We start from the raw sequence: 25,368 nt of genomic DNA on the forward strand, positions 1-25,368 counted from the left end.
CATGACCAATTTGCCTGTTCTATTAAAGAAAGAGTGGCTTGAAGCAAGAAGAAGTTACAAGTTGCTGTGGCTTCCTGTGGCATTCATGTTTTTGGGGATCTTACAGCCTCTGTCCTCCTACTATCTTCCTCAAATATTACAGATGGCAGGCGGTTTCCCCGAAGGTATGAATATTTCTTTACCCGAGTTTACCCCAGAAGAGGTTTTGGCTTCTACGTTGACGAGTCAATTCGACCAATTGGGTTTAATAATCCTTGCAATCGGGATGATGGGTATCATTGTATCCGATAAACTTAACGGGATGCTGACGTTTATTTTGACACGCAATACGTCACTAGGCGAATATGTACTAAGCAAGTGGATCGGGCAATCGGCAATTATCGGTGTGGCCATTGTTTCCGGGATGTTTATGGCTTTATGTTACACTTCTTATTTGTATAGTCCGGTGCCTTTAGCAAGAGTAGCAGCAGCGCTTGTTATTTATTATGTATGGTGCCTATTTATGCTTACGCTGCTGCTAACGCTGGGGGCTTTATTGTCTAAATCCTCGGCAGTTGCCGTGATATCGATAGTTGTACTGCTAGTTATGAAAGCTGTAACCGCTTTTGGCTTTGGTTTCCAAATTTTCAATCCCGCGCATTTAACGAATCATGCGGCCCAAATCATAACATCCGGAAATGCCTTGCCGCATTTACTGCCGACCATGGCGATAACATGTATACTCATCGTATCGTTTCTGTATATATCTAAATCCTATTTATCTCGTAAAGAGCTGCCTTCTATGTAAATTGTCTCGGTTATTTCATATTCCGGAAAATATTCGGCGCGATGCCTACGAATTTTTTGAACAGCCGCGAGAAGTAAAAGACATCCTTGTAGCCTAGCAGTGCGGCGATTTCTTTCAACGTCTATCTGGATGCCGCCGGTGCAATCTTGAAGGCGGGGAAGGGGATCGCCTCCGCGACGAGAGCCGGTACTGGTTTGGTTGACATCGTCCTCCTCGAATCGCTCAGCTCGGCGGACTGCGTTGTGCCGCAAGTAACAGCGAGGGGCGGCGCCGCACTCGTCTATTCGGTAGTATCGTCCGCCACGAACAGTATCCGGGTGCGGATTGCCAATACGAGCGATACGCTGGTCGACGCTGGCTTTTATATTACCGTGCTCGGCTACTAGAAGTGCAAAGTAGCATTAAAGCTCTTCGTGCAGGCAAAACGGCACAAGAGCTTTTTCGCTTCCGTTAACGATAACGGCCAGACCGTGTTCGCCAGGATAATGTTTACGAGTCGTCAATTGCATGAAGCTATGAGAAAAAGAAACGGCGCACGCTCCGGGAGCGTACGTTTTCTCCGACAGCTTGAACAGCTTGCGGGAGCTGCGGCCGTTTGCCTTGACGAAATCGATCCCGTATTCGATGCGAAGCCGCGCAGACTCTTCGCCATGGTTAACGAGCGTAAAGCCCATGAGCGCGGAGGCGCCGATCCGGACCGCTTCCGGAGCGACCGTCAGGCCGCGAACCTCGATCGCCTCTGCCGGTACAAATCCGAAGAAGCGAAGCGCCTCCGGATCGCATCGTTTGAGCAGCCCTCTGCAGCCGTGCCGGACGATCCAGTCGGTATGCGGATGCTGTCCGTACCATTTACGGGCCGTGTCCAGTACGAGATCAGGGTGATCCTTGGCGATATCGTTTAAGTTATTGGCTACGCTTCTCCGCACATACTCCGACTCGTCTTCCTTCAGCAGCTCCAGCAATTCCAGTATGGGCCGAGGGTCTCGCTTGAACTCGCCAAGCGCCATCGCCCAAGGCAGGCGCGGACGGCTGCCTTCGCTCGCCAGTCGGCGGACGTGCTCGTCCGGGTTTGCGGCCCACACCTTGAGCTGCTCCAGCATAAGAGAGGGGTAGCGGACGATAAACGGCCGGACGGCGAATTCCGAGCTGGAATAACGGGTGAACAAGGCCAGCGCTTCGATCGAAGCTTCGGGATCCTCCAGGCCATACCGTTCCACAAAATCCGGGTACAGCATGTAAGGGAGTCCGCGGCTATCGACGGCGGTGCGTTTCAAAATGCTCAGCGCCTCCCGATAATCAGCCGGAAGCGCTGAGCGCAGCGATTCGGTAATCCGCCTCATTCGCTGCTTAAGCGCCAGCGCCTCCCAGTCATCCGCATAAACGAGCTCCAGAAACGCCCGCTCGGGAAAATGCGGATACTCCGTCTTCAGTTTGCCTGTCAATTGCTCGAAAAACGCCTCGTTGTAAATCTCTTTCAATAGCTCCGCCATGTTGGGTATACACGATCCTTCCTCGAATTTTAGGTGTAAAGAACGTACGTTCCCTTCTTTTGAGTATAACATGTGCTCGGTGCTGAGCAACACTTTTTCGATCCGCCACTTTAGATAACCGTAATTTGATTGTTTAAAATGGGGGTGTTAGGAAATTCGAAATCCAGAACCGATTTCCTCCATCAAACTTCATATTCACTGATGCCATCGCAACCATCATGATCCTAACACGCAACTGTTATTTGCTTTTTTTTCCACAAAATTGCTGGTATTGTTATAATTAAATATTAGCACGGGATCGATATCAGGCATCTTGTCGAACTTGCAGCATATATGAATGAGGCGGGAGTGATCTGATTTTCTCAAAAATTATAACGGAGAATTGGATAGCTCTCTGCTTAAAGTCATGATTCCTTATCTCGAGGGAGCGAAAAATAATAAACATAAGGGTGATAGGGTGAAAATAGGCTTTGTAGGAGACTTGCATGGCAGGGTATTTCATAGTTTAGCCGTGATGGCTGAGTGGCAAATTCGCTATAAAGAAAAATTAGATTTGATCATTCAAGTAGGTGATTTCGGAGCGTATCCCGAACCTAGTGATGAACTGAAAGAGAAAAGGGGATATGACCTGGACCCTTCACAATTCGATTTCAGCCGGCATGTAAAAGCAAAGGAACCTCTAGCCAACCGACTGCACGATATTCGAAAATATTTCGTAGAACCCATATATTTTATCAGAGGGAATCATGAGGATTTCAATTGGCTGAATCGTTTATGCTCGGAAAGTGAACAAAATACGATCAGCATTGACCCGTTTGATCTGTTTCACTATGTAAAAGACGGAACGGTATTGGAGAAAGAGGGGAAAAAAATCGCATGCTTAGGCGGTGTGCAGACTCCCGACAAAGAGGATCCACGGTCGATTAATGAAGATGCCTATTTGAACCTATTAAACTACCCGCCTGGTGAAATTGATATTTTGGTTACACATGATGCTCCGTATGGTGCGCTTACCAATCAGCAGGGTCAGAAGGGGGGATCCAAAATGCTATTGACTCTGATCGAGACCCTAAAGCCCAAATATATGATAGGCGGACATTATCATCATATGATCGGTCCGATGGTTTTTGGCGAAACAACGTATATGGGACTCAATCTAATCATTTACCATCGAGCGGATGAATTAGGTCTAGTTAAGCCGGGGAGCTTTGGGATATTAGATATGAGTAAGGATGAAATAAACTTTGTGACCGATGCATGGCTGTCCGAGTTTGATAAAAGGCTTGATTTTATTCATTACTGCGAGAAGCTGCAAAAATCTGCAAGTGTACCGCTTTAATTACGCTGTTTCCAGTGACTATTGGGAGTTAGTGTATATACCTATTTGATGCTTGATACCCCAATGAAAAAAGGAGCAGATGCCTTGAACTGCTCCATTTCTTCTACTTATGCATCTTATTTTCCCAGTTGAGTTGCGCCTGAAAGCGGTACTTCTTCTTCTCTTCAGGCGACAGAACAAGCGGATTGCCATCGCTTGAAACGAGCACAAGTCGGGATTCATTACTCCAGCCTACATGTACGTTAAACGTCTCAAGTACGAGCCGCACCGGAATATAGGTTCGTCCGTCCTTAATGATGGCGGGAGCCTCCAGTGTTTGCTCTTTACCGTTGATAGAGGTGGTATTAGAATCGATCGTCAGCTCAATGGTCGTGCCATCTTTGCTGGCAGTTACTTTCCTAGCGACAGGATCCCAGTTAATCTTGGCCCCCAGTTTTGTCATCAATTCGCGGAACGGAACAAGTGTATAGCTGTTCTTGATGAAAGGCTCATTCTCAAGCTGCAGCAGTTCGTTATCCCAGAGAATCGCGGCAGCATACTCTATTTCGCTGTCCGGCGCTGTGTAAATTAACCATTCGCCTGCTGGAGAGAATGTCTTAGTGAGAGGTTGATTCAGAAAATCCAACCATTCGCCAGTATGCGCATCGATTACAGGGTGCAGTCCACTCCTGAAGGAAGTAATTTCCGGTTTCAGCCTTAGCTTGTAAGCGAGTTTTCCGTCTATATATTCCAAATTGAGATCGTACATGGAAAGCAGACGTTTTTTTACTAGCTCTCTGGAGTAGGACGGTTTAATTTCTTCAGTGAATGGAGGGTTCTCCCATTGATATTCAACTGGGAACTTACCGTCATACGTTATAACATATTTTTCGTGAAGTGCATACACGAGCTTCGGCTGCTCGGGGTCCTTAATAGCCTGCCACTTAAGGAATGGTTCGATGGCATCGAACAATAGTTTCCCCGCTGCATCTATCCCGATTAAATCCGCTTCACTCACTTTTTCTGGGATATAAGTTCCTTCCTCCCAATCGATGTAATAAGAATCAACTTCCCCTGTCCAGCGGTCAACGGTAACGCCTACCCTATTGGATCCGTCACGGATCCCGTCATGAGAACCATCGAAATGGACGCCGTGCAGCCGCGCGATTTCGAATCTCCTATCGTTTTCGTAAGCAATGGGATAGGGATTGAACATCCAGCTTACGTCAAGCTTCCAGTTTCTCTGATTGATTAATTCAAGTGCGATGTCTTGTACTTCTGCGGTTGAAAACTTCATCTTACTTTCGTCAAATGGATTTTCGCCTGGTTTCCCCCTGAAATCAGATCTTAATCTTTCGTGATATTTTGCCACTTTCCCGTTTTTCGCATGAAAGATAATCTGCCCCACATGCAGCGGGCTGCCGCCTTCGTCCTTCTCATCCGTTTCGAACGTTACGTCCCACTTTTCACCGCTAAGCTTGGCGGTTGCCCTGGTGCCTTCGGGGATGAGATTTAGTGCTTTGGCTCGGCTGATAGCTTGTGTTGCGCTGTCGATTTTAGTTTCGGCCACATCTTCCGCCTGTGCAGGAACCGGCAGAACGGATAAGATCGTGCCGAAAGCAAGCGAAGCAGCCAGAAACAGCTTTGCAGTAGATGCTTTTTTCAACATTTCCCACTCCTTACATAGATGAAAAATATTTCATAAAATATAAACGTAATAAATGAGATTATGTTGCGCTGTATGTACAAACGGGAACGTCAGTCGAGGTTATTAATACATTATCGAACTACCGCTAAATCGCATTTTTGCTGCTTATTATCATAAAGAAATAGGAAGATGTTCGGCTGCCGTCGTTGCGCTAACTTTGATTGGGTTGCATCTGCTTCTTGACTTAATTCGGGATTATTTAGTTGTTGGGACTAACGGAGACGATAGTGGGAGCTGCCAAACGGACAGCTCCTTTTTGAGGTTGATTGAAGTAACGGGAGTTTTACGCAGATGATATAATTCTCCTGTGGGGAGAGGGAATTATACTTAATACGGAATGATAAATTGAGCTTTTGCAGAATGAAAATACTTAGTACGTAAAACAAGAAATCAGACGTATTGTACGATTGATCCATGTTGAACATGAATGTTGAAAAAAAGAGAAAAACTTTTTTAATTCACACGATAGATTAACCTGACGACCGGCATTAATTAGATAGAGGCGAAAGGGGAGTTTGGGCAAGTGCAGGCAAACGATGTGCGAATCGAACGCAAGAACGACGTCTCATCATATGGAACTTGCGATTGCGCAAGCGAGCTGGAGTTAATGTCGGAGGAAAGTCTTACGGCCATCGCCCGTGAAGGTGACCGCCAGGCATTCGGGGAGCTCGTTCGGCGAAGCCGCTCGAACATGTACGGTTGGGCGCACTCGCTGATGCATGACCACCACATGGCAGAGGACGTCGTACAGGAAGCACTTGTTCGCGCGTTTCTTCATGTCGGTAAATTGGTGGAAAACAGCAGGTTTACGCCTTGGCTGCTGCAGATCGTGCGCAATCAAGCGTACATGAAGCTGCGACGCGGGGGACCGTTTGCGAAGGAGCGACCATTTTCCGGGCTCGAGATTGGAGCAGGAGCTTCGATAGGCGGGTCATCGGATTGGAGTGATATTGACAGGGTACTTTTTCACCTGAGCCGCCACTCTGAAGAAATCGCCCGGCAATCCCAGGATCCGGCTGCCGCTCTTATGCGCAAAGAGATGGTAGAAGGAATCCGGCAAATGCTGGCTTGCTTGAGCGCACGAGAAAGGCAAATTTTCGAAGCGCACTTTTTCAGGCATGTTACACCACAGGAAATCGCCCTCCTACTCGATACGTCAGTCGCGAACGTCTATAACAGCATATCACGCGCCCGCAGCAAGGTGCAGCGTGAACGGCTCCGTATTCACATCGGCATGTACGTACAGCACCGGAGAGACGCCGGAAAGCCCAAAGCCAAGCTTCTCGCCCCTCCGATCCTATGGTATCCCGCAAAGTAACATGACTCGGGAGTCCATAACCACATAACAAGGGAGTGTTAGCAAATGGGGAACCGCCCCGATTACACGCGTAATTTTTCGCATACGAATATCACTGACACCGGCTCGATGTATTCTATTTTGCAACATACGGCTCTCAAACATCTTTCGCTTGTCGAAGTCGCTGGCTATACTGCGAACGCGTTCCGGATTATTATCGACCGCGAGCGGGTTAACGTCGCCGGATATTCCGCATTCGAATGGCCGCTTCATCATAAAGAGCAGTTTGAGAATCTGGGCGTCAGTACCCGATATGAGGGAGGCCCGACATCAATGCCACCGTCGCCGGAGGAGCTGGAACGTGCGCTCGAGTTGATCCAGTGGAGTCTGGATCGCGGCATTCCTGTAATGGCATGGGATCTGTTTGTACCTGACTTCGGTGTCATTTATGGGTATAACGACGAAACCCGCACGCTTCGCTGCCGTCACGTCACTAAAGACGGCGAACTGCCTTATGAAATGCTGGGTCGCGGCCAAGCACCTGAGCTGTACGTGATTGCCGTGACCGAAACGATGGCGGTCGACAAGCGGACCATGCTGCGCGGCGCGCTTAAACTGGCCGTCCGGCACGCACGCGAACAAGGGTACAAGCGAGAAGATTCGAATTACCGCAACGGGTTGGCTGGCTATGATGCATGGATCGAGGCATTTGGACATCGCAACGTCGAAGTTTTCGGCAATTCGCTCCATGGGGTTATGCATTATGATCAACGTTTGTTTGCAGCGGAATTTATGAAAAGGGTATCCGCAGAGCTGCAAGGTGAATCGGGCGCGGATAAACAGCTAGGGTCGCTTGCAGGACAAGCGGCTGTCCATTACGACAAAGTTGCTGATAACTTTGCTGAGTTTGTAAAACGGTTCCCGTTCCCAAAAGGTGGCGATCCGAACGACGCGGAAGAAGCTGCGGCCGCAATCAGGCTGTTGACGGAAACTCGATTTGAAGAGGAGCAAGGCGTTGTATTGCTTGAACAGATGCTGTTGTTACTGGATGAACTGGCTGAATAAGTGAAGTTCATCATAAGCGAGAAGCGATAAGTTATGTGAGGCTACCATACAGGCAGTCTTAGTTGCGCTAACAGGTACGATAGCGTGGAGCTGCCGCAAGGACAGCTCTTCTTGATGTTTATTGGAGTAACAACAACGGAGATCATAACCGCCCTAGCAAGTTCATAGGAATGTTATAGGAAAAATGACTCATTTCGGCATTTGTCAAAATCTCCCCCTTGGTTCAAAATGGAATTCAAGAGAGGGGAGATTGAGATGAGTATAGGGCGTGGTGAAGGATACTCCGAGAACGGGGACGGGTGGTTGCATCCCGGGGTGGACGAGGAAACAAACTTTACAATGAAAGTAAAGTTTCGTAGACGAAGGGGTCGCTATTTGCTTGACGAATGATTGTTCCTACTGGAATTCGCCGACACAGGGGCGAGAGACCATCTTCGAGGGTTCCGTACAGTCGATTAGCCGAACGAAACGGGGGGTTCTGCTACCTGACGTTTGAAATGGTGCGCGCATGAGAAAAGCCGCGGGGGTACCCTTGCAGGTCGGCTGCCTCGTTAAGCTATTGTGCAGCGATAAACTTTTTTATAATTTTTATGCACGACATTTTTGTATTACTTGTCGCTGATTGGAGGGAGTATGAGGAAATTAGACTGGATCAAAGTAATTCTTGTAGTATCGTTATTAGGGAATTGTTACTTATTTTTAAATCAAAAACGTGATAACAGAAAACAAGAAATAAGAGATGAGTTATTGAATGGATACATTTACCGAGATCTAGCTCAGCTTGAAGCAACGATACACGATCAACAAGATCATAATTGGAAAAATGAAACTCTGGTTGTCCAGAAGATAGATGATACTATGGATTCAATCATAATGCGCTTGGGAATGGAAAGAGATAACGATAAGCAAACGGTTTTTTGGAAATTGCACGATTACATGAAAAAGTTCGTGGTTGGTGACGGAACTTTAGCTCTAGATATTACTCTAGACGATAGGCAACGTGCCGACTATATCTCTTTAGGCGAGAAGCTGCGTTCTAAAGGGTGGTCATTTAAGAGTGGAATTATCGATACAAACTGGGATATTTTTTCATCAAAGTTAGAAGAACTCGTAAGAGAGTCATAGCAATATATGAACGGTAGCCGGCCAACCTTGTCTCTACGTAGTGAATCCTGAGCTGAAACTCACAAAGTAATAGCCGACCCTATAACTGTAGACAGCAGATACGGTCCCACGAATCAGCTATACCTCTCCAGCGATAAACAGCTGTACATGGTCGGGAAAGAAATGAATAATATCAGCAATCTCACTACCCAGCAAGCTGCTCTCTGGTATGACCATGAGCTGGTGGAAGCTGAATAGCGAAAGTATTTAAGATCCGACCCTTGTTTTTTTGCTGAAATATCTTGGTAAACGTAGAGGAGTATTTAGGTATCCAGCTGTTTTTACAGAAGTTATCATTGACGGAGTCGAGAGCACAAAGAGGTGATTCAGCAGGCTGCCGGTGATCGGCGGCCTATTGAAGTAACTAACTGAATAAAAGGTAACACATCGGCAGCCGGCCGGATGATCGGCTGCCTTTGTTCACTTAATGGGAGGATAGCGGAGTGTGCCTCGATTTAGAATAACTCAAAGAGTTGGGCTAACGGATCACTAAATAAGCTCCTTTTCATTTCTGATAAATTTAGACATATCTCAAGTTTTGCATTCCATTAAAATGATTACAAATCAATACCAAAGAAGAATGGTAAATAGCACCCCGGTGCGGAGTTGCCTTCTATTTCAGTTCTCGATCCCCCTTAATAATACGGTTCCATCATTAGGAACACGACAACCCCGGTTAAGCTGACATAAAGCCAGATCGGCATCGTCCAACGGGCGATTCTACGATGTTTATGCAACTGGTTGGTCCATCCCCACACGAGAGTAAACAAGGCTAGCGGCACAATGATGGCCGCCAGAATGCTGTGAGAGATCAGAATGAAGAAATAAATCGGCCGGATAATGCCTTCACCACCGAAACTCGCCGTCTCCGAAGACATGTAATGGAACGTTAAGTAAGAGACAAGGAAAAACAGTGTAGAAGAGAAGGCAGTGAGAATGAACCCTTTGTGAAGCTTTACGTTCTTCCGTATGATCGCGATCAATGCGGCTAGCAGGAAGATGAAGGTGAAGCTGTTCAAAACCCCATTGATTCTTGGGAAGATGGTAAGGTCGAAATCGATCTCTCCGTTGTAGCCAATCGGTGAAAAGAACAAGAGTAAAATAACGATATTTGCGACCAATGAGATGGTGACGATGGCAGCCGTATAATTTTTGTTGCTAGCTTGCCGCTGTGCATGGTGGATTTTGCTCATATAAACCAAGATCTCCTTTCCTACCATTTAGTAATGGCTTCATTATAAGCGAGTTTTGTCGAACAGCAATCAGACTTTGATGTCAAAATAGCGAAATCTTATCGACGATTTATAGTCTGCAAAAGGTAATAAAATAACCGATACATAGTGGAGGAGTTTACTTCATGCAGGACCTCTATTGTATTATTGTAACTAATTGCCCATCTACGACAGCGGCAATGCAGATATACCGGTTGCGATGACGTTAAACGGCAACTCGCTGACGGAGCGTCAAGAAAGGAGCGGCTGTCCTGACAGTAAGCGGAAATACAGTCGGACAATTATTGGTTTTCGCTTTTCTTTATAGACATATGCACAAAATTCGTATTTTATACATATGTCTGTAAGCCGGATAAAACCCATGTCTCGTCCCCAGTTGTCGTGTCGGTTGTTGACAAGAACATTATCCAGCTTCTTTCTGAATACGTCTCACCCCTGTGTCCGCCATGGTTGCCCAATCCGGAGACTCTGCCGATTTGCGAGTCGTTTACGGGAACCCCAAGTGCCGTTTGTTTGCAGATGTCATAGGCAGCGGCAACGCGTCATACCCGCGAATTCCTTTCCGGTAAGCGCATCTACGGTAACAATGACACCTGGATCGCCGTTCATGCATCCTGTTTCATTACCCCAAACAGCTTTATTCATCCCAGGTCTCGCATCTCATCTGTCATAGATTAATCTGAGTTATACGATACCGATAACGGTCGAGATAAAGCTCCGAGGCATGATTCAAAGAAACAAGCACTCCTACGCTTTCACCCGTGCCGTCTTTAAAACTTGCTGGTACTTTATAGGTGACATGATCATATGGCGAAAAATCAAAATCCTTATCGATATAAGATGTGCCCGATAGTCCTGTGGCAATAATATCGTAACCAGGCTGGTTGTCTACCGCGCGATAAACGTTGTAAAGTAACTCTGGACTGCCGCACCAGCTGAGCAAAAGTGTTTTTTTATCCGCCTGGAGCCTGTCCGGAGCTTCAGCCGTTTCATAAGGTTTGATTCCCGTCAGGATATAGTTCATGCCAACTTCGGTTTCGAATGAGATTTTGTCAAACGTTTCCGTAGCAAAGTGCAGTATACCGTCACTTTCATCCATTAACACCGCAGTGCTAATGTTTTTACATTTCAATTTGCACGGACCGCCGCTGCGTGATAGAATCTCGATTCTGACTAAACAACCGTCTTTCCATTCAGCAGACACTTCAAAATTCCCTCTCGCTACAAGCCCGCTATAACTTCCGCTTCCCCATTCTCTGGGAATGGCGGGGAGTATTGCAATGTAAGTCTCGTGACTTTGCAGCAGCATTTCTGCAACGCCGGCGGCACCGCCAAAATTAGCGTCGATCTGAAACACAGGCTTCCTACTCCACAAAAAACTCCACATATTCATCATGGTTTTCTTTTCGAGTAGAATGCGCAGGAGTGTATATGCGCGGTCACCCTCTCCGGTTCGTGCCCATGCGTTGAGTCTGTGCGCGACTCCCCAACCTGTCGAATCATCTCCTCGTTCGTTCAAGGCGAACTTTGCTGCATCAAGCCATGCCGGTGTATCAGAGTTGATTTGCGTCCCCGGGAACAGCGCGACCAGATGCGAGATGTGACGGTGCTTGTACTCACCGATCTCGCCATAGAGATTCTCCTCTGAATATTCCTTTATCTGCCCTGACCAGCCAATCTCAACAGGGGTGTAATTGTCGATCTGTTCCGACTGCACATCGACCGTATGATCTTTTTCACCAAGAAGCTTCGCGGCTTTTAGTAAATCCGCCCCATTCTCATACAACATCTGTTGGTCGAACGCACATCCAACCGTATGATAGTATTGCGGATTCGAGCGCCATTTTCCGTTGATAATCTGCTCGGGGGAAGCGGAGAAGGATGCCAGATACTTCCCTTCATAATTTTTCACGGTCCTTGTCAAGAAACGACTCATACTGTGAAGTGCAGGATACGTGACATTTCGCAATATAGTTTCGTCTCGCGTGAAATCGTAATAATCCCAGAACAGTTTAGTCGTGAGTCCTCCGGTTCCAGGTCCTGAATGGCCGCCCGGCGCCGAAATCTTATAGGGATAGCTTGAGGTCCCGATGGTCCAGCCGCATCCTCCTTGCTCCTCCGACCTATTCTCAGGGTTGTACGTTTCGATATACTTCGAAGCCATTAGTTCGGCACAAGGACGAAACGCTTCATTAAAATCTTGGTAGGGCTTGAACAGCTCTTGCAGGTTTGTGTTAAATACTGGCCAATAATTCATCTGTACGTTAATATTGTGCCAATAGCCACTGCCCCACGGAGACTGATCATGGCAATTCCAGATCCCCTGTAGATTACTGGGCAATCCGCCATCGCGCGAAGAAGCGATCAGGAGATACCTTCCGTATTGAAAAAACAACACTTCCAGATAAGGTATCGCCGCGCCATCACGATACTTTTGCAACAATTCATCCGTAGGCAGACCCGGATGTTCACCGTCAATTTCTAAAGATACACGACCGAACAGGTTGGAATAATCCGTAATATGGCGTTCTTTCAGCAATGCATAATCCATGCCGGAAACGTCCGAAATAGTTTTTGAAACCTTAAGATGCGGGTCGATGTCGGATAGCTTTTTTTTCGGATCGGTTTCGAGAAATATTCCGCTGTCAAGGTTATAATTCGTCCCCGCGGTGAAAATCAGGATGGCGGAATCCGCGCCGGTCACACGAATCGTTCCATTTTCAGCCTCGATATTGCCGGTTTCCGTAATCACCTTGATTTGTCCCTCAAATCGTATAGGGTAGTAAAGCATTTTGCCCTTTATTTGAATCGTGTCGCCAACAGATGTGACCTCACCCGTTTTTCCTCCGTCGTCACCGGGCTCCATTGCATAATTCTTGAGGTATGGAATATCAGGGCAAAGAACAAACGACAGTGCACCAACTTTTGATGCGGTCAACCTAACGGCTATTATTTTATCGGGATATGAGGCAAAATACTCTCTCTCATAGTGAACGCCATCACAGTCATAACAACAATAGGCAATGGCATTGTTCAGTGAAAGCCCTCTTTCATAACCGGACGTATCTTGGTGATCGAACTCCAAATAAATCTCGAGGAAATTGTTCAGCCCTCCGAGATTACCCGGATTTTGGAGCGAATTCTCGGTGATTTGGATTCTCTCTCGCTGCACGATGCCGAAAATATTCGCGCCGAAATAGCCGTTTCCAATCGGAAGCGATTCGTTCTGCCAACCATTTGTAGAGTCTTCGGCTGAAGTTTTGTAATTCAATAACAGTTCTTTCATTAACAAACACCTCTGCTTCTCAAATAGCGCAGACAATCTATCGCCGAAAGTCCGTTCGCTAACTTCATATTCTCCTAAACTGCAATCTTTTTCCCTATCTCACTCTGTATACCGAGGATCTCCGATCCGTTTGAACCTCTTGATCATCTCCGCCTCGAGCTCCTTGAGAATGTCCGGGTGCTGCTCGTACCGATTCTCGAGCTGATACGGGTCGTAAACGTTATCAAACAACAGTCGAATGTCTTGACCGTCTTTTCTTCTAACCACATGGGTGGCTTTTACAAATTCGCCTGGACCGTCTGCTGTTGCAAAAAACAGATGTGTCGGCTTATTGTTTTCGAATAAAACAAACGGCCTTTCCAAGCTGCCCATCATCTGTTCCGTTCCATCATCCCACCGGATTGTACGCGAATATGCTTTTTGCCCTTCAAGAGCTTCCCAATGCACGCCATCTTCCGATCTTGCGAAGATCCCCCCATGATATTCGCCACAAATATTGCCTTTCATATCCTTCGCAATCATTTCATATCCGCCGGGCACCTGATAAATAAACGGATCCTCCAAATTAAATTTTTCGGAAGGAAAAATGGTCTCATCCGATAAAGCCTTATAGGGGCCCATATAATGATGGGCATGCGCCACTCCAAAAGACATCGAATGACTATGCAAAAATGCCGGGTATGGCTTTGTTTTGTAAGTTCTGGTCTTGTAAATTAGCAGTACCGTGCCGTCTTCATGGATGCACGGTGCCGGATTGGAAGTGAAAAAGTTGTCAAACTTGCTAGGTCTAGGCTGCAGGATGGGGCTATCCATCCTACTCCAAGGACCATAGATGCTTTTTGAAGTAGCAATGCCTATCCGTTTATTGGAACGCGCCACAATACATCTGGGATCATTCAGATCATATGGTTCGGATGGCTGTACATCCGGGAACGGATGTGTGGAGCCCATGTAGTATAAAATGTACGTATCCTCGTGTTTTACAATTTGGGGGTTATGCGTGCTTCGTCCATCCCAATATTCCGCTCCCCTGGAAGGCAAAACGACTTCTTCGAATTGGTAGGGTCCCTCGGGGATATCGGATACAGCTCGAACAATCTCGGAGGCGACGAGCCATCCCGGATGCATGGGCAGAGATTTGGGCCATCTGGATGCAAACATGTGATATCTGTTGTCGTCGCCCTTTATAACAGATCCGCACCAAACCCAGTAGCCCTCCATTTTAAAGCCGCCATTTCGTGGTGCAGGCAGCATCTTTTCAATTATGTTCATAGGTCCCCTCCATGCGGAATTTTTGGATTATAGAAGCTCCCGTACTTTCAAAACGACTGTTATGGGTTTGCCTATTTCAGGACTTTCTGGCAGTTGTATCGGTACGGCATGCCATTCATTCTCCATGACGATGCCCTCTCCACTGACCGGAATGGTCAAATAAATGACAAGCTCTTTTAAATGAACATCCTGGTAAGGATCGCTTACAGTTACAAACAATTCTTCTCCTTGTTGTTCCAACATAACAACAGCAGGGTTGGAAACTTTCATTCGCAACGTATCAGCCTTGCATACGGTTTCATTTTCATAGAAAATGGCCTGAATGATGCTATTGTTATGATTTGCCACAGCCTGAAGTCCGGTCGTGTTGGAAAGGATTCTAACGGGATTCGACTCCAGATACGTTTGCGGTTCCTGATCGCCCGCGTACATGAAATAGGCGTACTTGCCATCTACTGGCGCTTGTCCATGGTTAATCCATATGTGGAATATGCGGCACGCCTCGTTTTCTACCCCGTGATTTGTAAAGTTCAGCAATTCCCAATGCGTTTGTCTTTCCTCCGCAAGTACGGTTACTTCCCCCGACGTATGTTCAGGAACTATCGCGTACAAAACCCCATTTTGCTTTACCCAAGGGATATCAGAGCCGGACTCGCGCTCTTTTACAGCTTCGCGTAAATAGTTTTGGTTCATCTTAAAAGTCTCTATGGAAAGCCTCCCAGCCTTACGGTATAAAATATCCGTTACCCAACTCGTCTGGTTGATCGCGGTCCGGATCTCGCCGCGTTGCTCGGGCTGCTTATCTGTTATCCCCGCCCCAAGGCAAACAACCGAATCATCCATAATAAAGTAACTTTTGTAAGCCTTTACACCAAAAATTCCTTTATTGGACCGATTATGCTCGATACCAGCTCCGTCCGCTTCGCTTCGATCGTCTTTCTCAAATACGAATGCCGCAGCCCCATTCTGATCTCGGGCAACGCCTCCTGCAAAGGGGTGAATACTGTTGTAACCTGACCAGTTCGTCTCGGGCACAAGCTCTGTCGTCTTGATATGGCGCGCCGTTATGCCGGGTAGTTGGGTCATTTCCCAAGCCCCTTTGCTATTTACCCATTCATCGCCGTATCGGGCTATAACATAAGAGCCGTCCGCTGTAAAAAAGTTAAGCTTATCCGCCATCGTATGGGCGAATTCTACGCCACTGCAGCGATTGGAAGCCATGTTTACGTAGATGTACAGCTCATCCGTTTTCTTGATCAGATCGTCATTGTTCCAGAAGTAGCGTACGCCATTGTAATATCCCGAAGGATATCCATCCATCTTTAGAATTTGTTTGCGATCCAGTAGCTCGTTCATTTCTTGCGACTGCTTCTCGGTTAATAAGGAACCGAAAGTTTCTACCAGCAGCTGCACGATATCGTAAAGATAGCCAAGGTCGTCCTTCGTCTTTCGCGTAAATATATGCCTAGACTGCATGGGGGCGTCAACGTCCTTAAAATGACTCCAGCTAATCCCCCGGATAAAGTTGATCAGCCAATCGACACTTTCGCATGTGCTCTCTCGCTCCCACGGTGTCCCTTTTAGTGCTTTGATTATCGTTAGACCGGACAGTACGCCTTCTCTCGGATAATGCCGGTTGTATGCTTGCGGACCATGACCCCATCCGAAGCCGTCAGCGCAAATCCCTTCATTCCAAAAAGACTCGTCTTTGTTGGTATGCGAGGTTGGCGTAAGAATATGGCTGCTCACATAAGCCAGAGTATCCACCATCTCAACCGATTGAAGCATCACCGCCGCATAAAATGCAGGACGATAGGTTAACGCATTGCCTCCCATCCACCAGGCATGTTTACGGAACCGCTCGGGACTAATCGGATGACGATCGGTGTGATCCCCCCGTTGCGGCAATGTCCACGCCTGAAGTGAGCAGCGGCGTAGCTGTTTGTGCACACTGGCGGTCAAAGGGTCTTCAGCCGTTCCGTTCTCAACCGCTTCCATATCAGGAAGGAAGAAAAAGAAAAGGTTGGTAACTGCAACGGGAATGGCAAAAACCGAATCGTGAAATCGGGTCCATCCCAAATCCGTCCTGTCTGCTTCCCATTTGCAATAATGGGTGATGGCTTTAAAAATCTTGCTTTTCAATTGTTCGTCATCTAGCGGTTTTTCCTTAGCCAAATGGAACGGCTCCGAAATCGCCGTTAACCGCATAACGGCAACATAGGTGTTCTGGATGGAATCATCCAGATCCGCAAAGCGGCCATCTTCTCCCAAATTCGAAATGTAGCTGCCATGTTCGTTAAATTGCTCATAGACTTTGGTACGATACGGGACTCGTGCAATTCGCCTACGTAAGTTTTTTAAAGCGTGCTTTTTTTCAAAATATAATTCTGTTGTATTCGTGCTTAGCTTATGCACGCATTCATTGCAATCCAGGGTGCTGCTCCAATAGGACTCGGGTATAAGCTCCGTATTTAGGTTTGGATTCGTACTCATACATGTCCCCCTCTACTTCCGGCAAACTATTATTCCGATGAATCTAGTATGCTTCTTTTGTCAACTCCTTAAAGCTTCCTCCCACAGGCTGACCTGGACCCACAGACGTAAGCTGACCAAAACCAGTGACTGGCTCGAGTGCTCCGTTCTTGTCCGGAATCACATAGTGACGAAACCAATCTCCAAGCTGAATGCGTAGGCTAGCAAGAATATCTTTGTTTGCAGGGTCATCGATCCGGTTCTTTGTCTCCTCCGGGTCGTTCTTCAGATCGTACAGCTCGTGTGGCCCATACGGATACCGGTGTATATATTTCCAATCCTTGCTGCGGATCATGCGAACCGGTCCATACTCGTCGAAAATGACGACATTGTTACGGCAAGTTTGTTCCTGCCCCTGCAGGAGAGGAAGAAAGGAGCGACCAGGCAGACTACTTTCATATGGATTACTGATTCCTACATACTCAAGCAGCGTTGGGAATACATCGTATTGGCTGACCAATTCCTCGTTCGTTTGCCCTTCAGGTATGCATCCAGGATGCGAGAAAATAGCCGGCACCTTTACCGAGGTATCGAACATATTCAGAGGCAGCGTCCCGTTCCCTTTCCCCCATATCCCGTGGTGTCCCATATTCATCCCATTATCGCTCATAAAAATAATAAGCGTGTTGTCGCGTATGCCCATCCGATCCAGTTTGGCCATAATTTGTCCGATCCCCGTATCCATCGCTGTGATCGAAGCGTAGTAGCCACGCAACAATTCTTTACGGCGTTCGCCGGTCCCTCGCGGTGCAGTGTTATTTTGATTCGGATGATACGGGAGTTCGGGAACAGACTCGAAAGGGCAGTCGTTATACATCGACAAATAGGTCTCAGGGTGCTCGGAGCTCTCCCATGGCGAATGCGGCGCCGTATAATGGACGCTTAGGTAAAACGGCTGCTCACCGTTTTCGAATTCGTCAAGAAAACGGATCGCGTTCTCCGTAATCAAATCCGTAATGTATCGGTTTTCAATTTTCACTTCGCCTTCTTCCACAACATCCGGTTCCATATACGAGCATCCTCCTCTCGCAATGGAATACCAATGACTGAATCCTTTCTGCGGAGTGGTGCTGTTGCCGAGGTGCCACTTGCCGCTTAACGCACATACATACCCATGGTTCGCGAGCAGCTCCGTATACGACGGAAGCCCTTTCAAATAATCGATTGAGATGTTTTCGTCCGCAAACACTCCCCTGTGCCGAATATCTTCAGGTAAAGGCTCCTTGTTCACGTTGCCGGACCGGATCCAATCGTGAACGCCATGCTGCGAAGGAATGCGGCCGGTAAGAATGGACGCGCGGGCGGGCGAGCATACAGGAGATGCGCAGAAAAAATGATCAAAACGCATACCTCTGTTTGCCAGAGCATCCAGATTCGGTGTAAGCACTTCCTTGTTACCAGCGCAACCAAGCGCCCAGGCCCCCTGATCGTCGGATAATATGAAAACAATATTAGGTTTTACCCCATTAGCATTTTTTGTCACAATCCCACTCCATCACTGTCACTTTGGTGTAGACCATCACTCTCTTGTTAACCTTATTTTTTATGGTACTATAAGATCATGGGGACTGTATGCAACGATCACGCTCATTTTTATAACGATCCTGCCATATTTGAAAAGGTGATTCCTATGAGTAATGCCTCCTATTCGACTAAAACGATCGTGCATACTCCGAGCGAGATGGCGAAAACTTTTTTGTTTTACGTTCAAGATCTTGGATGGTTCGAGTGTCGACCGGATTACCGGATACGTCGGACGTTTTTTCCGTATTCGATCCGATATGTGATTCGCGGCAAAGGATATGGGGTTTGGAGGGGGAAAACATATGAGGTTGGTCCCAATCAGATGCTGTTTCTGGACCTGACGGAGGAGCACGAGTTCTACGCTGATCCCGACGATCCGTGTAAAATTTATTGGGTCCGCTTCGGCGGCATGCAAACAGCCGACTATCATCGGCTGCTCGAATGCGACAAAAATCCGGTTCTTATCGCTCGAAACGCACGACTAACGAGGCAACTGTTCGAAGAATTATTCGCGCTGTTCGAAGAATGTACACCTGGCTTCGAAGTGATGGCATCGTCTCATATAACCCGGATTTTGACGGATGCTACTATCACACATATGGAGGGAAACGAATCACCGGATGGCGGGGCGTCTCTTCAATATCCGGAAACCGTTCATCAGGCGATTCGTTATATTAAAGATCGTCACCAAGAGGCCATAAAAATCGAGGACATAGCCAGTTATGTGCATTTAAGTCCCAGCTACTTTTCCCGCCTATTCAAGCGAGCGACGGGGTGTACAATCACAGAATACCTCATCAAATATAGGCTGCGGATAGCGAAGGAGCTGTTAGCCGGAACAGAAGGCTCTCTAGGGGAAATAGCTCAAACAACCGGCTTTTGCAGCCAAAGCTATTTTTCTAAAATGTTCAGACAGTTCGAAGATATGACGCCTTTTGAATACCGTCAATCGATAAGAATGGACCTTGCCTTCCAGACGTAACCTCTGAGAGAAAGTATAATTCTCGCTTAGCAACCGAATGAGCACCAACTTCATCACAGTGTGAATTTGTGCCTTTAAATAGGCGACCTCCAGACGCAGACGGTGCTCGACGGACCGCTTCAATGACGTTAGCAGTTGAATGCGCGCTTTCAGCTCGAGCGCATCGACCGGCTTGGCGACGTAATCGTCTGCACCAGCATAAAAGCCGGCATAGACGTCGGCCGGCACGCTGCGCGCCGTCAGCAGTAAAACGGGCAGCTCCGACACGGAGAAACGCTCCCGTACGATTCTCGTCAGCTCATAGCCTGACATATGTGGCATCATGACATCGACGATCAACAGATCCCACGGTTCCGCATCGAGCAGCGCCACAGCCTCACGCCCGGATAAAGCCGTCTATACGCGACAATGATCTCCCGCCAGCATGCCGGACAGCACCTTCAAATTGACAGGATCGTCGTCGACCGCCAATGGTTGTCCGCTCGCCCGCTATCGGAATCCTATGCATCGGATTGAGAGTGCTTTTGTGTCATTTACAACGTTCGATCCGTGCTCCCGGGATCGTTCGTTCCCCATCCGCTGCTGGCAAAACACGCAAACCGCTAGAATCTGCTCGGCTTCATAGCACGAGTCCGTTTGCCCTCTTCTGAGTTCGCGGGCGATGGAGGAGTGATGAAGACCAAGATGCTGGCCAATGGCTCTCGTCGACCAGCCAAGCCGATACAAAGTCTCTAGTTGTCCACGTTCGACTATGCTAAGATGGGAGTAGCTCATGATGGGTTCTCCTGTAGAAATGGTGTTGTGGTGACTTCCATTTTACACGAATCCATTCATGGGCTTCTTTGTTTTTAGCTGTCGCACTCCATATTACAATCCGTCAAATAATAATTACTATAACTCAATTCGTATTCAAGCGAAACTAAACAACCAGTCACCGATTGAATATCGGCAACTGGCTGCTTAGTTAAATAAGGTGTTTTGATCCCTGTCTCATAAACGGGGGTCAGTTCCATCGGATTAACCAGGGGTTTATCCAATGTCCATTCTAAGGGGTGCAAGGTCCAGGCTCTTGAATTCCGGCTGTCCTGCGAATCCGTAATAGGTAGAGATAATAAACTTTCTGTTAAGTTAGGTGGTCACGCCTCCAAGAAGTCATGACCTTTGACGAAAAGCAACACGAGTGCCTTAGTGCGGCATCAGCCACCAGAGCTGGTTAGGTGTGTTGAGAGCATCGTAAAGCCGAATGTTGGCATTGTTGGCCGTGCCGCTGGCCTCCATGACGCGCAAGCCGTTCAACTGTGGACGAAGGGAGACGGTGCCGTCCGGCATAAATAGCAGACGCCAGTGTTGCCCAGCATTGTTCAGATAAGGCCATTGCTGGATATTGGCCCCGTTCGTATTAGACATGCCTGCAATATCGATCACTTGGCCGCTGTTGCGGTTGATAACCTTGAAGTAGCCGTTGCCGAGCGATTCAAATCGCCACTTCTGGCAGCTGCAGCCGTTGTCATCCATCAGGGCGATGTTGGCGCCATTAGCCGTGCTGCCGCCGACAACGTTTACGGCCTTTCCGCTTTCGACCCCAATCATTGTAATATCCCCGATCGGTTCAAAGCGGAAGCGCTGCGGGGAAAGGCCGTTGTCCGGCCATTGAGCGAACCGGGCGCCATTGGAGAGATTGCCGCCGGACAGGTCCAGCATTTGGCCGCTGTTGCGGTTTTGAACACTGTAGTAGCCATTACCTTGCGACAGCAGCTTCCACTGCTGATGGGTCGCGTTGGTATCGAAGTTCTGAATCACGTCGGCGTCGCCGACCAGACTGGCGCCCTCCACCTCCAGCACCATGTTGCTGTGATATGCGCGGATTTTATAGTACCCGTCACCGCTCGGCTCGAGCGTCCATTGCTGGTCCGGATTGCCTTCGTACGTCCATTGCCCGACCTGCCCTCCGGGGTTCGGATTGATGCCCGGTACGCTGACCGCTTTGCCGCTGTGAAGATTGATTATTTTGAATAAAACATCATCGGTATCCGAGGGGTTTCCGGTCGAGGGCTTAACGAGGGAAACCGATGCACCGACCGGCTTGCCAAAGAAAGGAGTGCCGTCCTCTCGCCACGTCACTTTTTGTATTCGGGCACTTCGGGCTCCGGTGCACCCGGCTCCAGACACGGAGTTTCCGTGGTAGACGATCCAATCCTCGGTTCCGTCCGGCGAACGGGTAAAGCTGTTATGGCCGGGACCATACACGCCATTCGCCTTGCTGAAGACCGGGGACGTAGACTTGACCCAGGAATCGGCCAGCAGCAAATTGGCGTTTTCATCAGCCGTAAGCAATCCCAGCAAATAATCGTCGCTGCCGCAGCCGTTTCCGGAATATGTCATGAAAATGCGGCCGTTACGCTGCAGCACGGCAGGTCCTTCGTTGACGTTGGGCTCCCAGCTATAGGTTGGACTGGAGATTTTGACGGGGGTACCGGTTAGCGTCCACGGATCGGACATAGCAGAGATCCACAACGACATTACACCGACGCGATTTGCCCATACGAAATAGAGGGTACCCTTGTTTTCGAAAACGGTCCCATCGATGGCAAAACTGTTAGGGGTATTCACTTGCCCCTTGCTGACCCAGGTACCAGAGGTCGGATCGGAGGCGCTGTTCTCAAGCACGAACATTCGATGATTGGCATCTGTCCCGTCATCCGCGGTGTAGTATAAGTACCATTTGCCGTTGATTCGATGCAACTCGGGAGCCCAAATGTTCTTGCTGCCCCAGCCGCTAGCCGGTGGTGTGAAGGCGCGAGTCGAGGTCCCACTAGCAATTTGCGTCAAATCCTGAGATTTCCAAATGTCGATGCGGTCCACCTGGGTGTATAACATGTAGTACCAGCCATCGTGCCAAGTGACAAAGGGGTCGGCGGCTCCGGTTTTTATCGGATTGGTGAAGGTGTCGGCAGCTTGTGCGGGAGAGGTAACGAATCCAAAACTTCCAAATAATAGGACAAACATAAAAGCCATCTTTAATTGCAGAGTCAACTTCATTTTCATCAGCATACATCTTCCTCCTTAAGAATGGGGGTATGCGCATCTGTCAAGATGTCCGTTGCCTGACTAAGTTGGGGTTGTTGTACTCCTTCCTCTCCAATCGTTGTGAGCCTAGCCAAACCAAGTCTAACACGGGGGGGCAATTGATGTATGACAAACCAATAAAATGGATAGCCATTTCTTTTAAAATTCGATCCGGTTCTGATAGAGCCGGCTGTGCTTCTCGCCGTTCAGGCGCAGACCGTCTTCAATATCGGCACCGCCCTCGATTCCGCAGTAGCTCGCGGTAATCGGAGTATACCTTTTGAATCGAACAGCAACGACGTGACCAATCGCGCTTGTGCATCTGGATGTCGGCGTAATTGGGTAACACGTAATCTCCTAGGATCGCCGATCGCGCAGTGGCATCCTCATGAAATTTATGGTTTTGTGTCATCTGGCACATGATCTGCTCGAATGCCGGACGTATTATGATCAGATCGCCGCACTTGCGAATGGATTCATACTCCGTGCAGGATCTGAATGAATCGCATACAAATACGAAGGCGCGATAAGACTTTTGTGAAGCGCGCCTGGTCCGCTCACAGGCATCTGCCTCTACGCTTTTTCGAAATACGATTTTGGAATGCGAGGGTTCGCACAAACATGCCGCCCGAGCTGCAAGTGGGAATCCAGTACTGAGCCCGAATACTCAGGCAGCCCCTTGTTTTATTGGGCTTAATCGCTTAACTACAACTTCTGGAACGCCTGGACCAGTTGTGTTGTCGGGAATGGGATAATGTTCTTGTCAATTTCGGGAATGGGATAAAGTTCTTGTCACGGAGAATTGACAAGAACTTTATCCCATAAATAGCAAAAGCCGCGATTTATGCGGCAATTAATGGGACAATGTTCTTGTCCCCGAAACCAGTGTTCAAATTGTCGGATGTCAAGAACTTTGGTTGGTTGCATAAATGTCAAGAACTTGATAACATTCCCGCTGATAACATTCCCGCCTTATTGGCCCAAACAAAAAATCCGCCTTATCGCGGATTTGTTTTCAGGTTTATCTATCGTGTGAATTAAAAAAGTTTTTCTCTTTATTCAACATGACTAATTTCTTGTTTTACATACTAAGTATTTTCATTCTACACTATAGTTTCTCAAGTCACTAATAAAGCCTTCAAATTCCTTGATAATACTGTAATAAACCATATCTCGAACATACCCGTTATACAAAATTCCGCAATTCCGTAATATTGTCACGGCGACGATCCAGTGTCTCGCCGGGCGCTCATCCACTTGGGCGCTTGAACGCGCACAGAAACTAATGGCTGCCGCGGAACGCAATCCTTTCAAGGAGACAGCTTTTCCGAGCCATCTTTTCTCACTGGAGCTGCTTATTAACCTACTTCTTCAGTACAAGGTGCATCTAGCCAACCTTGACCAGTCGATTGATGCTCTGGCTGAAGAATTACAGGAGTATGATTTGATCCAATCGATACCTGGCATTGACACCAAAATTGCTGCAACAATTTTAGCTGAAGTCGGAGAAATCGATCGATTTAATCATGCAAAAAAACTGATTGCATTCGCCGGTGTCGATCCAAGCGTATTCTCTTTATGCGATTCTTACCAAAAAAGAAGCATTTCGACTGAGCTAAATAAGAAATGCCCACCTTCTGAGGAAAACCTTCCCAAAACCCTATGGGATGGTTATTTGTTATGCCTTTTTTTCAGTATAGCACCTTTGATTTTAACCATTAAGAATTAAATATTGACAAGCTATTAGCTAGAATAGTTGAGCAAAGGCAGCTGAGCGCAAGATGCAGGCCGCCTACATATGTTTATTGAGCTATCTTAACCGTTAAGTTACTCTTGTTTTTTTGCACGGCTTAGTAAAGGAACATGAAACACGTATGGTTCAAGCGCTTCTCCACGGAAATAGGTAACGGATTCATCCTGTCTTTCAATTATTTTGCGCTGTGGGATTATAACGAGTTCCTCCGGGGTTTCCTTTGGCGTGCGTAAATGTTCGCTCGTAAACCGGTATTTCCTCCGATCGCCTTCAACCGCTTCCCCTTCGCCGCCAACAAAGCCCATTCCCATAATATAGCCCTTGTCATCCTTCACTTGAATACTACTGATAGCAGACGGGTCAGAAAACGAGTAATTCTCGGGCACGGTCATTTCGTAGTCGATCGTCGCACTGAGCGGTGTCATTACAACTCGTGCTACGTTGATGGAAATCCCGTTTACCTCATGAGAGATCCCCGGTTCAAAGGTTCGGGTCGCCTGATCCGAAAGTTTACGGGATACTGGCAGCTCAAGGGACCAATTTCCTTGAATGTCTCCAATCCGATTTACCTTAATCGTTAACAGAAATTGCTCAGGCAACAGGTCACCCGGCCCCTCCTCATATCCATAGTTACTGTGATAATAAATAATGCCTCCGTACTTGCCATCTTGCGCAGTGCAGACTGATCCTTATCGGGATCGACTTTATTATAAGCCGTCATGAAAAATTTCCTGAACGCAGTCTTGCGCCAGCTGGTAATCATTTGACGGATTGTCAAGCTAAGTGCGACAATTCGTCCATGAATGCTTCGTGAGCCGATTTCCAGCCGAGACATTTACGAGGGCGAAGGTTGATAAGACGAAGAGCTGTCGCCAACTCCTCATCCGACACC

The 25,368-nt window shown here is 47.7% G+C and carries 17 protein-coding genes and 4 pseudogenes; 8 read left to right on the plus strand and 13 right to left on the minus strand.

Translation table 11 applies throughout. The features are described 5' to 3' along the window. The first annotated feature begins 1 nt into the window (after position 1). A complete protein-coding gene (locus D7M11_RS13695; protein ID WP_120747784.1) occupies positions 2 to 787 on the plus strand; it encodes an ABC transporter permease subunit in 786 nt (261 codons plus the stop codon). A gap of 10 nt (positions 788 to 797) precedes the next feature. Here the strand turns inward: D7M11_RS13695 and D7M11_RS13700 are convergent, their stop codons facing one another. Then, a complete protein-coding gene (locus D7M11_RS13700; protein ID WP_120747785.1) occupies positions 798 to 905 on the minus strand; it encodes an AraC family transcriptional regulator in 108 nt (35 codons plus the stop codon). A gap of 28 nt (positions 906 to 933) precedes the next feature. Here D7M11_RS13700 and D7M11_RS13705 point away from each other — a divergent pair, with 28 nt between their 5' ends. Further along, complete coding sequence (locus D7M11_RS13705) at positions 934 to 1,173, plus strand: hypothetical protein (protein WP_120747786.1); 240 nt, start codon at positions 934 to 936, stop codon at positions 1,171 to 1,173. A 15-nt stretch (positions 1,174 to 1,188) separates the two neighbouring features. Here D7M11_RS13705 and D7M11_RS13710 read toward each other — a convergent pair whose 3' ends face one another. Next, entirely contained in the window at positions 1,189 to 2,277 is a 1,089-nt protein-coding gene (locus D7M11_RS13710) for a DNA alkylation repair protein (protein ID WP_120747787.1), read from the minus strand. Between the two features lie 406 nt (positions 2,278 to 2,683). Between D7M11_RS13710 and D7M11_RS13715 the strand changes: the two genes are divergently transcribed. Beyond that, positions 2,684 to 3,616: a metallophosphoesterase family protein gene (locus D7M11_RS13715; RefSeq protein ID WP_120747788.1), complete on the plus strand. Its 933-nt coding sequence runs from the start codon at positions 2,684 to 2,686 to the stop codon at positions 3,614 to 3,616. A gap of 103 nt (positions 3,617 to 3,719) precedes the next feature. On the opposite strand, the gene D7M11_RS13720 is transcribed toward D7M11_RS13715, so the two are convergent. Then, entirely contained in the window at positions 3,720 to 5,264 is a 1,545-nt protein-coding gene (locus tag D7M11_RS13720) for a copper amine oxidase N-terminal domain-containing protein (protein ID WP_120747789.1), read from the minus strand. A 562-nt stretch (positions 5,265 to 5,826) separates the two neighbouring features. Between D7M11_RS13720 and D7M11_RS13725 the strand changes: the two genes are divergently transcribed. The 3 genes from D7M11_RS13725 (at position 5,827) to D7M11_RS13735 (ending at position 8,790) form a co-directional block, all read left to right on the plus strand. After that, on the plus strand, positions 5,827 to 6,621 hold the full coding sequence (locus D7M11_RS13725) for an RNA polymerase sigma factor (protein WP_120747790.1): 795 nt from the start codon (positions 5,827 to 5,829) through the stop codon (positions 6,619 to 6,621). 45 nt (positions 6,622 to 6,666) lie between these two features. Further along, positions 6,667 to 7,665, plus strand: coding sequence for a hypothetical protein (locus D7M11_RS13730; protein WP_120747791.1), 999 nt, complete (start codon positions 6,667 to 6,669; stop codon positions 7,663 to 7,665). Between the two features lie 633 nt (positions 7,666 to 8,298). Beyond that, the gene (locus D7M11_RS13735) at positions 8,299 to 8,790 is read left to right on the plus strand and encodes a hypothetical protein (RefSeq protein ID WP_120747792.1); all 492 of its coding nucleotides are present in this window, start codon (positions 8,299 to 8,301) and stop codon (positions 8,788 to 8,790) included. Between the two features lie 674 nt (positions 8,791 to 9,464). Here the strand turns inward: D7M11_RS13735 and D7M11_RS13740 are convergent. From D7M11_RS13740 to D7M11_RS13760, 5 genes are all read right to left on the minus strand, one after another. Continuing rightward, on the minus strand, positions 9,465 to 10,022 hold the full coding sequence (locus D7M11_RS13740) for a DUF420 domain-containing protein (protein ID WP_120747793.1): 558 nt from the start codon (positions 10,020 to 10,022) through the stop codon (positions 9,465 to 9,467). A gap of 706 nt (positions 10,023 to 10,728) precedes the next feature. Then, a complete protein-coding gene (locus D7M11_RS13745; RefSeq protein ID WP_120747794.1) occupies positions 10,729 to 13,347 on the minus strand; it encodes a glycosyl hydrolase family 95 catalytic domain-containing protein in 2,619 nt (872 codons plus the stop codon). Between the two features lie 99 nt (positions 13,348 to 13,446). After that, a complete protein-coding gene (locus D7M11_RS13750; RefSeq protein ID WP_205127054.1) occupies positions 13,447 to 14,619 on the minus strand; it encodes a glycoside hydrolase family protein in 1,173 nt (390 codons plus the stop codon). A 27-nt stretch (positions 14,620 to 14,646) separates the two neighbouring features. Continuing rightward, positions 14,647 to 17,112 (minus strand): polysaccharide lyase family 8 super-sandwich domain-containing protein, encoded by a 2,466-nt coding sequence (locus tag D7M11_RS13755; protein ID WP_120747795.1) that lies wholly within the window; start codon positions 17,110 to 17,112, stop codon positions 14,647 to 14,649. A 43-nt stretch (positions 17,113 to 17,155) separates the two neighbouring features. Then, the gene (locus tag D7M11_RS13760) at positions 17,156 to 18,634 is read right to left on the minus strand and encodes a sulfatase family protein (protein ID WP_120747796.1); all 1,479 of its coding nucleotides are present in this window, start codon (positions 18,632 to 18,634) and stop codon (positions 17,156 to 17,158) included. Between the two features lie 198 nt (positions 18,635 to 18,832). On the opposite strand from D7M11_RS13760, the gene D7M11_RS38050 reads away from it, so the two are divergent. Next, positions 18,833 to 19,657, plus strand: a complete 825-nt coding sequence (locus D7M11_RS38050; protein ID WP_420818231.1) for an AraC family transcriptional regulator — start codon at positions 18,833 to 18,835, stop codon at positions 19,655 to 19,657. Positions 19,658 to 19,720: 63 nt separating this feature from the next. Here the strand turns inward: D7M11_RS38050 and D7M11_RS37335 are convergent. From D7M11_RS37335 to D7M11_RS13780, 3 genes and pseudogenes are all read right to left on the minus strand, one after another. Next, a pseudogene (locus tag D7M11_RS37335) lies at positions 19,721 to 20,128 on the minus strand (response regulator); the annotation flags it as partial. A 144-nt stretch (positions 20,129 to 20,272) separates the two neighbouring features. Then, a pseudogene (locus D7M11_RS13775) lies at positions 20,273 to 20,431 on the minus strand (helix-turn-helix domain-containing protein); the annotation flags it as partial. 411 nt (positions 20,432 to 20,842) lie between these two features. Further along, the gene (locus tag D7M11_RS13780) at positions 20,843 to 22,708 is read right to left on the minus strand and encodes a family 43 glycosylhydrolase (protein ID WP_120747798.1); all 1,866 of its coding nucleotides are present in this window, start codon (positions 22,706 to 22,708) and stop codon (positions 20,843 to 20,845) included. A 1,261-nt stretch (positions 22,709 to 23,969) separates the two neighbouring features. Here D7M11_RS13780 and D7M11_RS13785 point away from each other — a divergent pair. Next, positions 23,970 to 24,452: pseudogene (locus D7M11_RS13785) on the plus strand (transposase); the annotation flags it as partial. A 98-nt stretch (positions 24,453 to 24,550) separates the two neighbouring features. Here the strand turns inward: D7M11_RS13785 and D7M11_RS13790 are convergent. Beyond that, complete coding sequence (locus D7M11_RS13790; protein ID WP_120747799.1) at positions 24,551 to 25,075, minus strand: DUF5643 domain-containing protein; 525 nt, start codon at positions 25,073 to 25,075, stop codon at positions 24,551 to 24,553. A 175-nt stretch (positions 25,076 to 25,250) separates the two neighbouring features. Continuing rightward, positions 25,251 to 25,368: pseudogene (locus tag D7M11_RS37340) on the minus strand (IS30 family transposase); the annotation flags it as partial.

Source organism: Paenibacillus ginsengarvi (assembly GCF_003626695.1).
In the GTDB taxonomy this organism is placed as follows: Bacteria; Bacillota; Bacilli; order Paenibacillales; family NBRC-103111; genus Paenibacillus_AB; species Paenibacillus_AB ginsengarvi.

Coding starts and splice junctions, on each gene's coding strand:
- D7M11_RS13730 (WP_120747791.1), top strand. CDS start 6,667: ATGGGGAACCGCCCCGATTACACGCGTAATTTTTCGCATACGAATATC.
- D7M11_RS13695 (WP_120747784.1), top strand. CDS start 2: ATGACCAATTTGCCTGTTCTATTAAAGAAAGAGTGGCTTGAAGCAAGA.
- D7M11_RS13780 (WP_120747798.1), bottom strand. CDS start 22,708: ATGCTGATGAAAATGAAGTTGACTCTGCAATTAAAGATGGCTTTTATG.
- D7M11_RS38050 (WP_420818231.1), top strand. CDS start 18,833: ATGGCGAAAACTTTTTTGTTTTACGTTCAAGATCTTGGATGGTTCGAG.
- D7M11_RS13735 (WP_120747792.1), top strand. CDS start 8,299: ATGAGGAAATTAGACTGGATCAAAGTAATTCTTGTAGTATCGTTATTA.
- D7M11_RS13745 (WP_120747794.1), bottom strand. CDS start 13,347: ATGAAAGAACTGTTATTGAATTACAAAACTTCAGCCGAAGACTCTACA.
- D7M11_RS13710 (WP_120747787.1), bottom strand. CDS start 2,277: ATGGCGGAGCTATTGAAAGAGATTTACAACGAGGCGTTTTTCGAGCAA.
- D7M11_RS13720 (WP_120747789.1), bottom strand. CDS start 5,264: ATGTTGAAAAAAGCATCTACTGCAAAGCTGTTTCTGGCTGCTTCGCTT.
- D7M11_RS13755 (WP_120747795.1), bottom strand. CDS start 17,112: ATGAGTACGAATCCAAACCTAAATACGGAGCTTATACCCGAGTCCTAT.
- D7M11_RS13750 (WP_205127054.1), bottom strand. CDS start 14,619: ATGAACATAATTGAAAAGATGCTGCCTGCACCACGAAATGGCGGCTTT.
- D7M11_RS13740 (WP_120747793.1), bottom strand. CDS start 10,022: ATGAGCAAAATCCACCATGCACAGCGGCAAGCTAGCAACAAAAATTAT.
- D7M11_RS13715 (WP_120747788.1), top strand. CDS start 2,684: ATGATTCCTTATCTCGAGGGAGCGAAAAATAATAAACATAAGGGTGAT.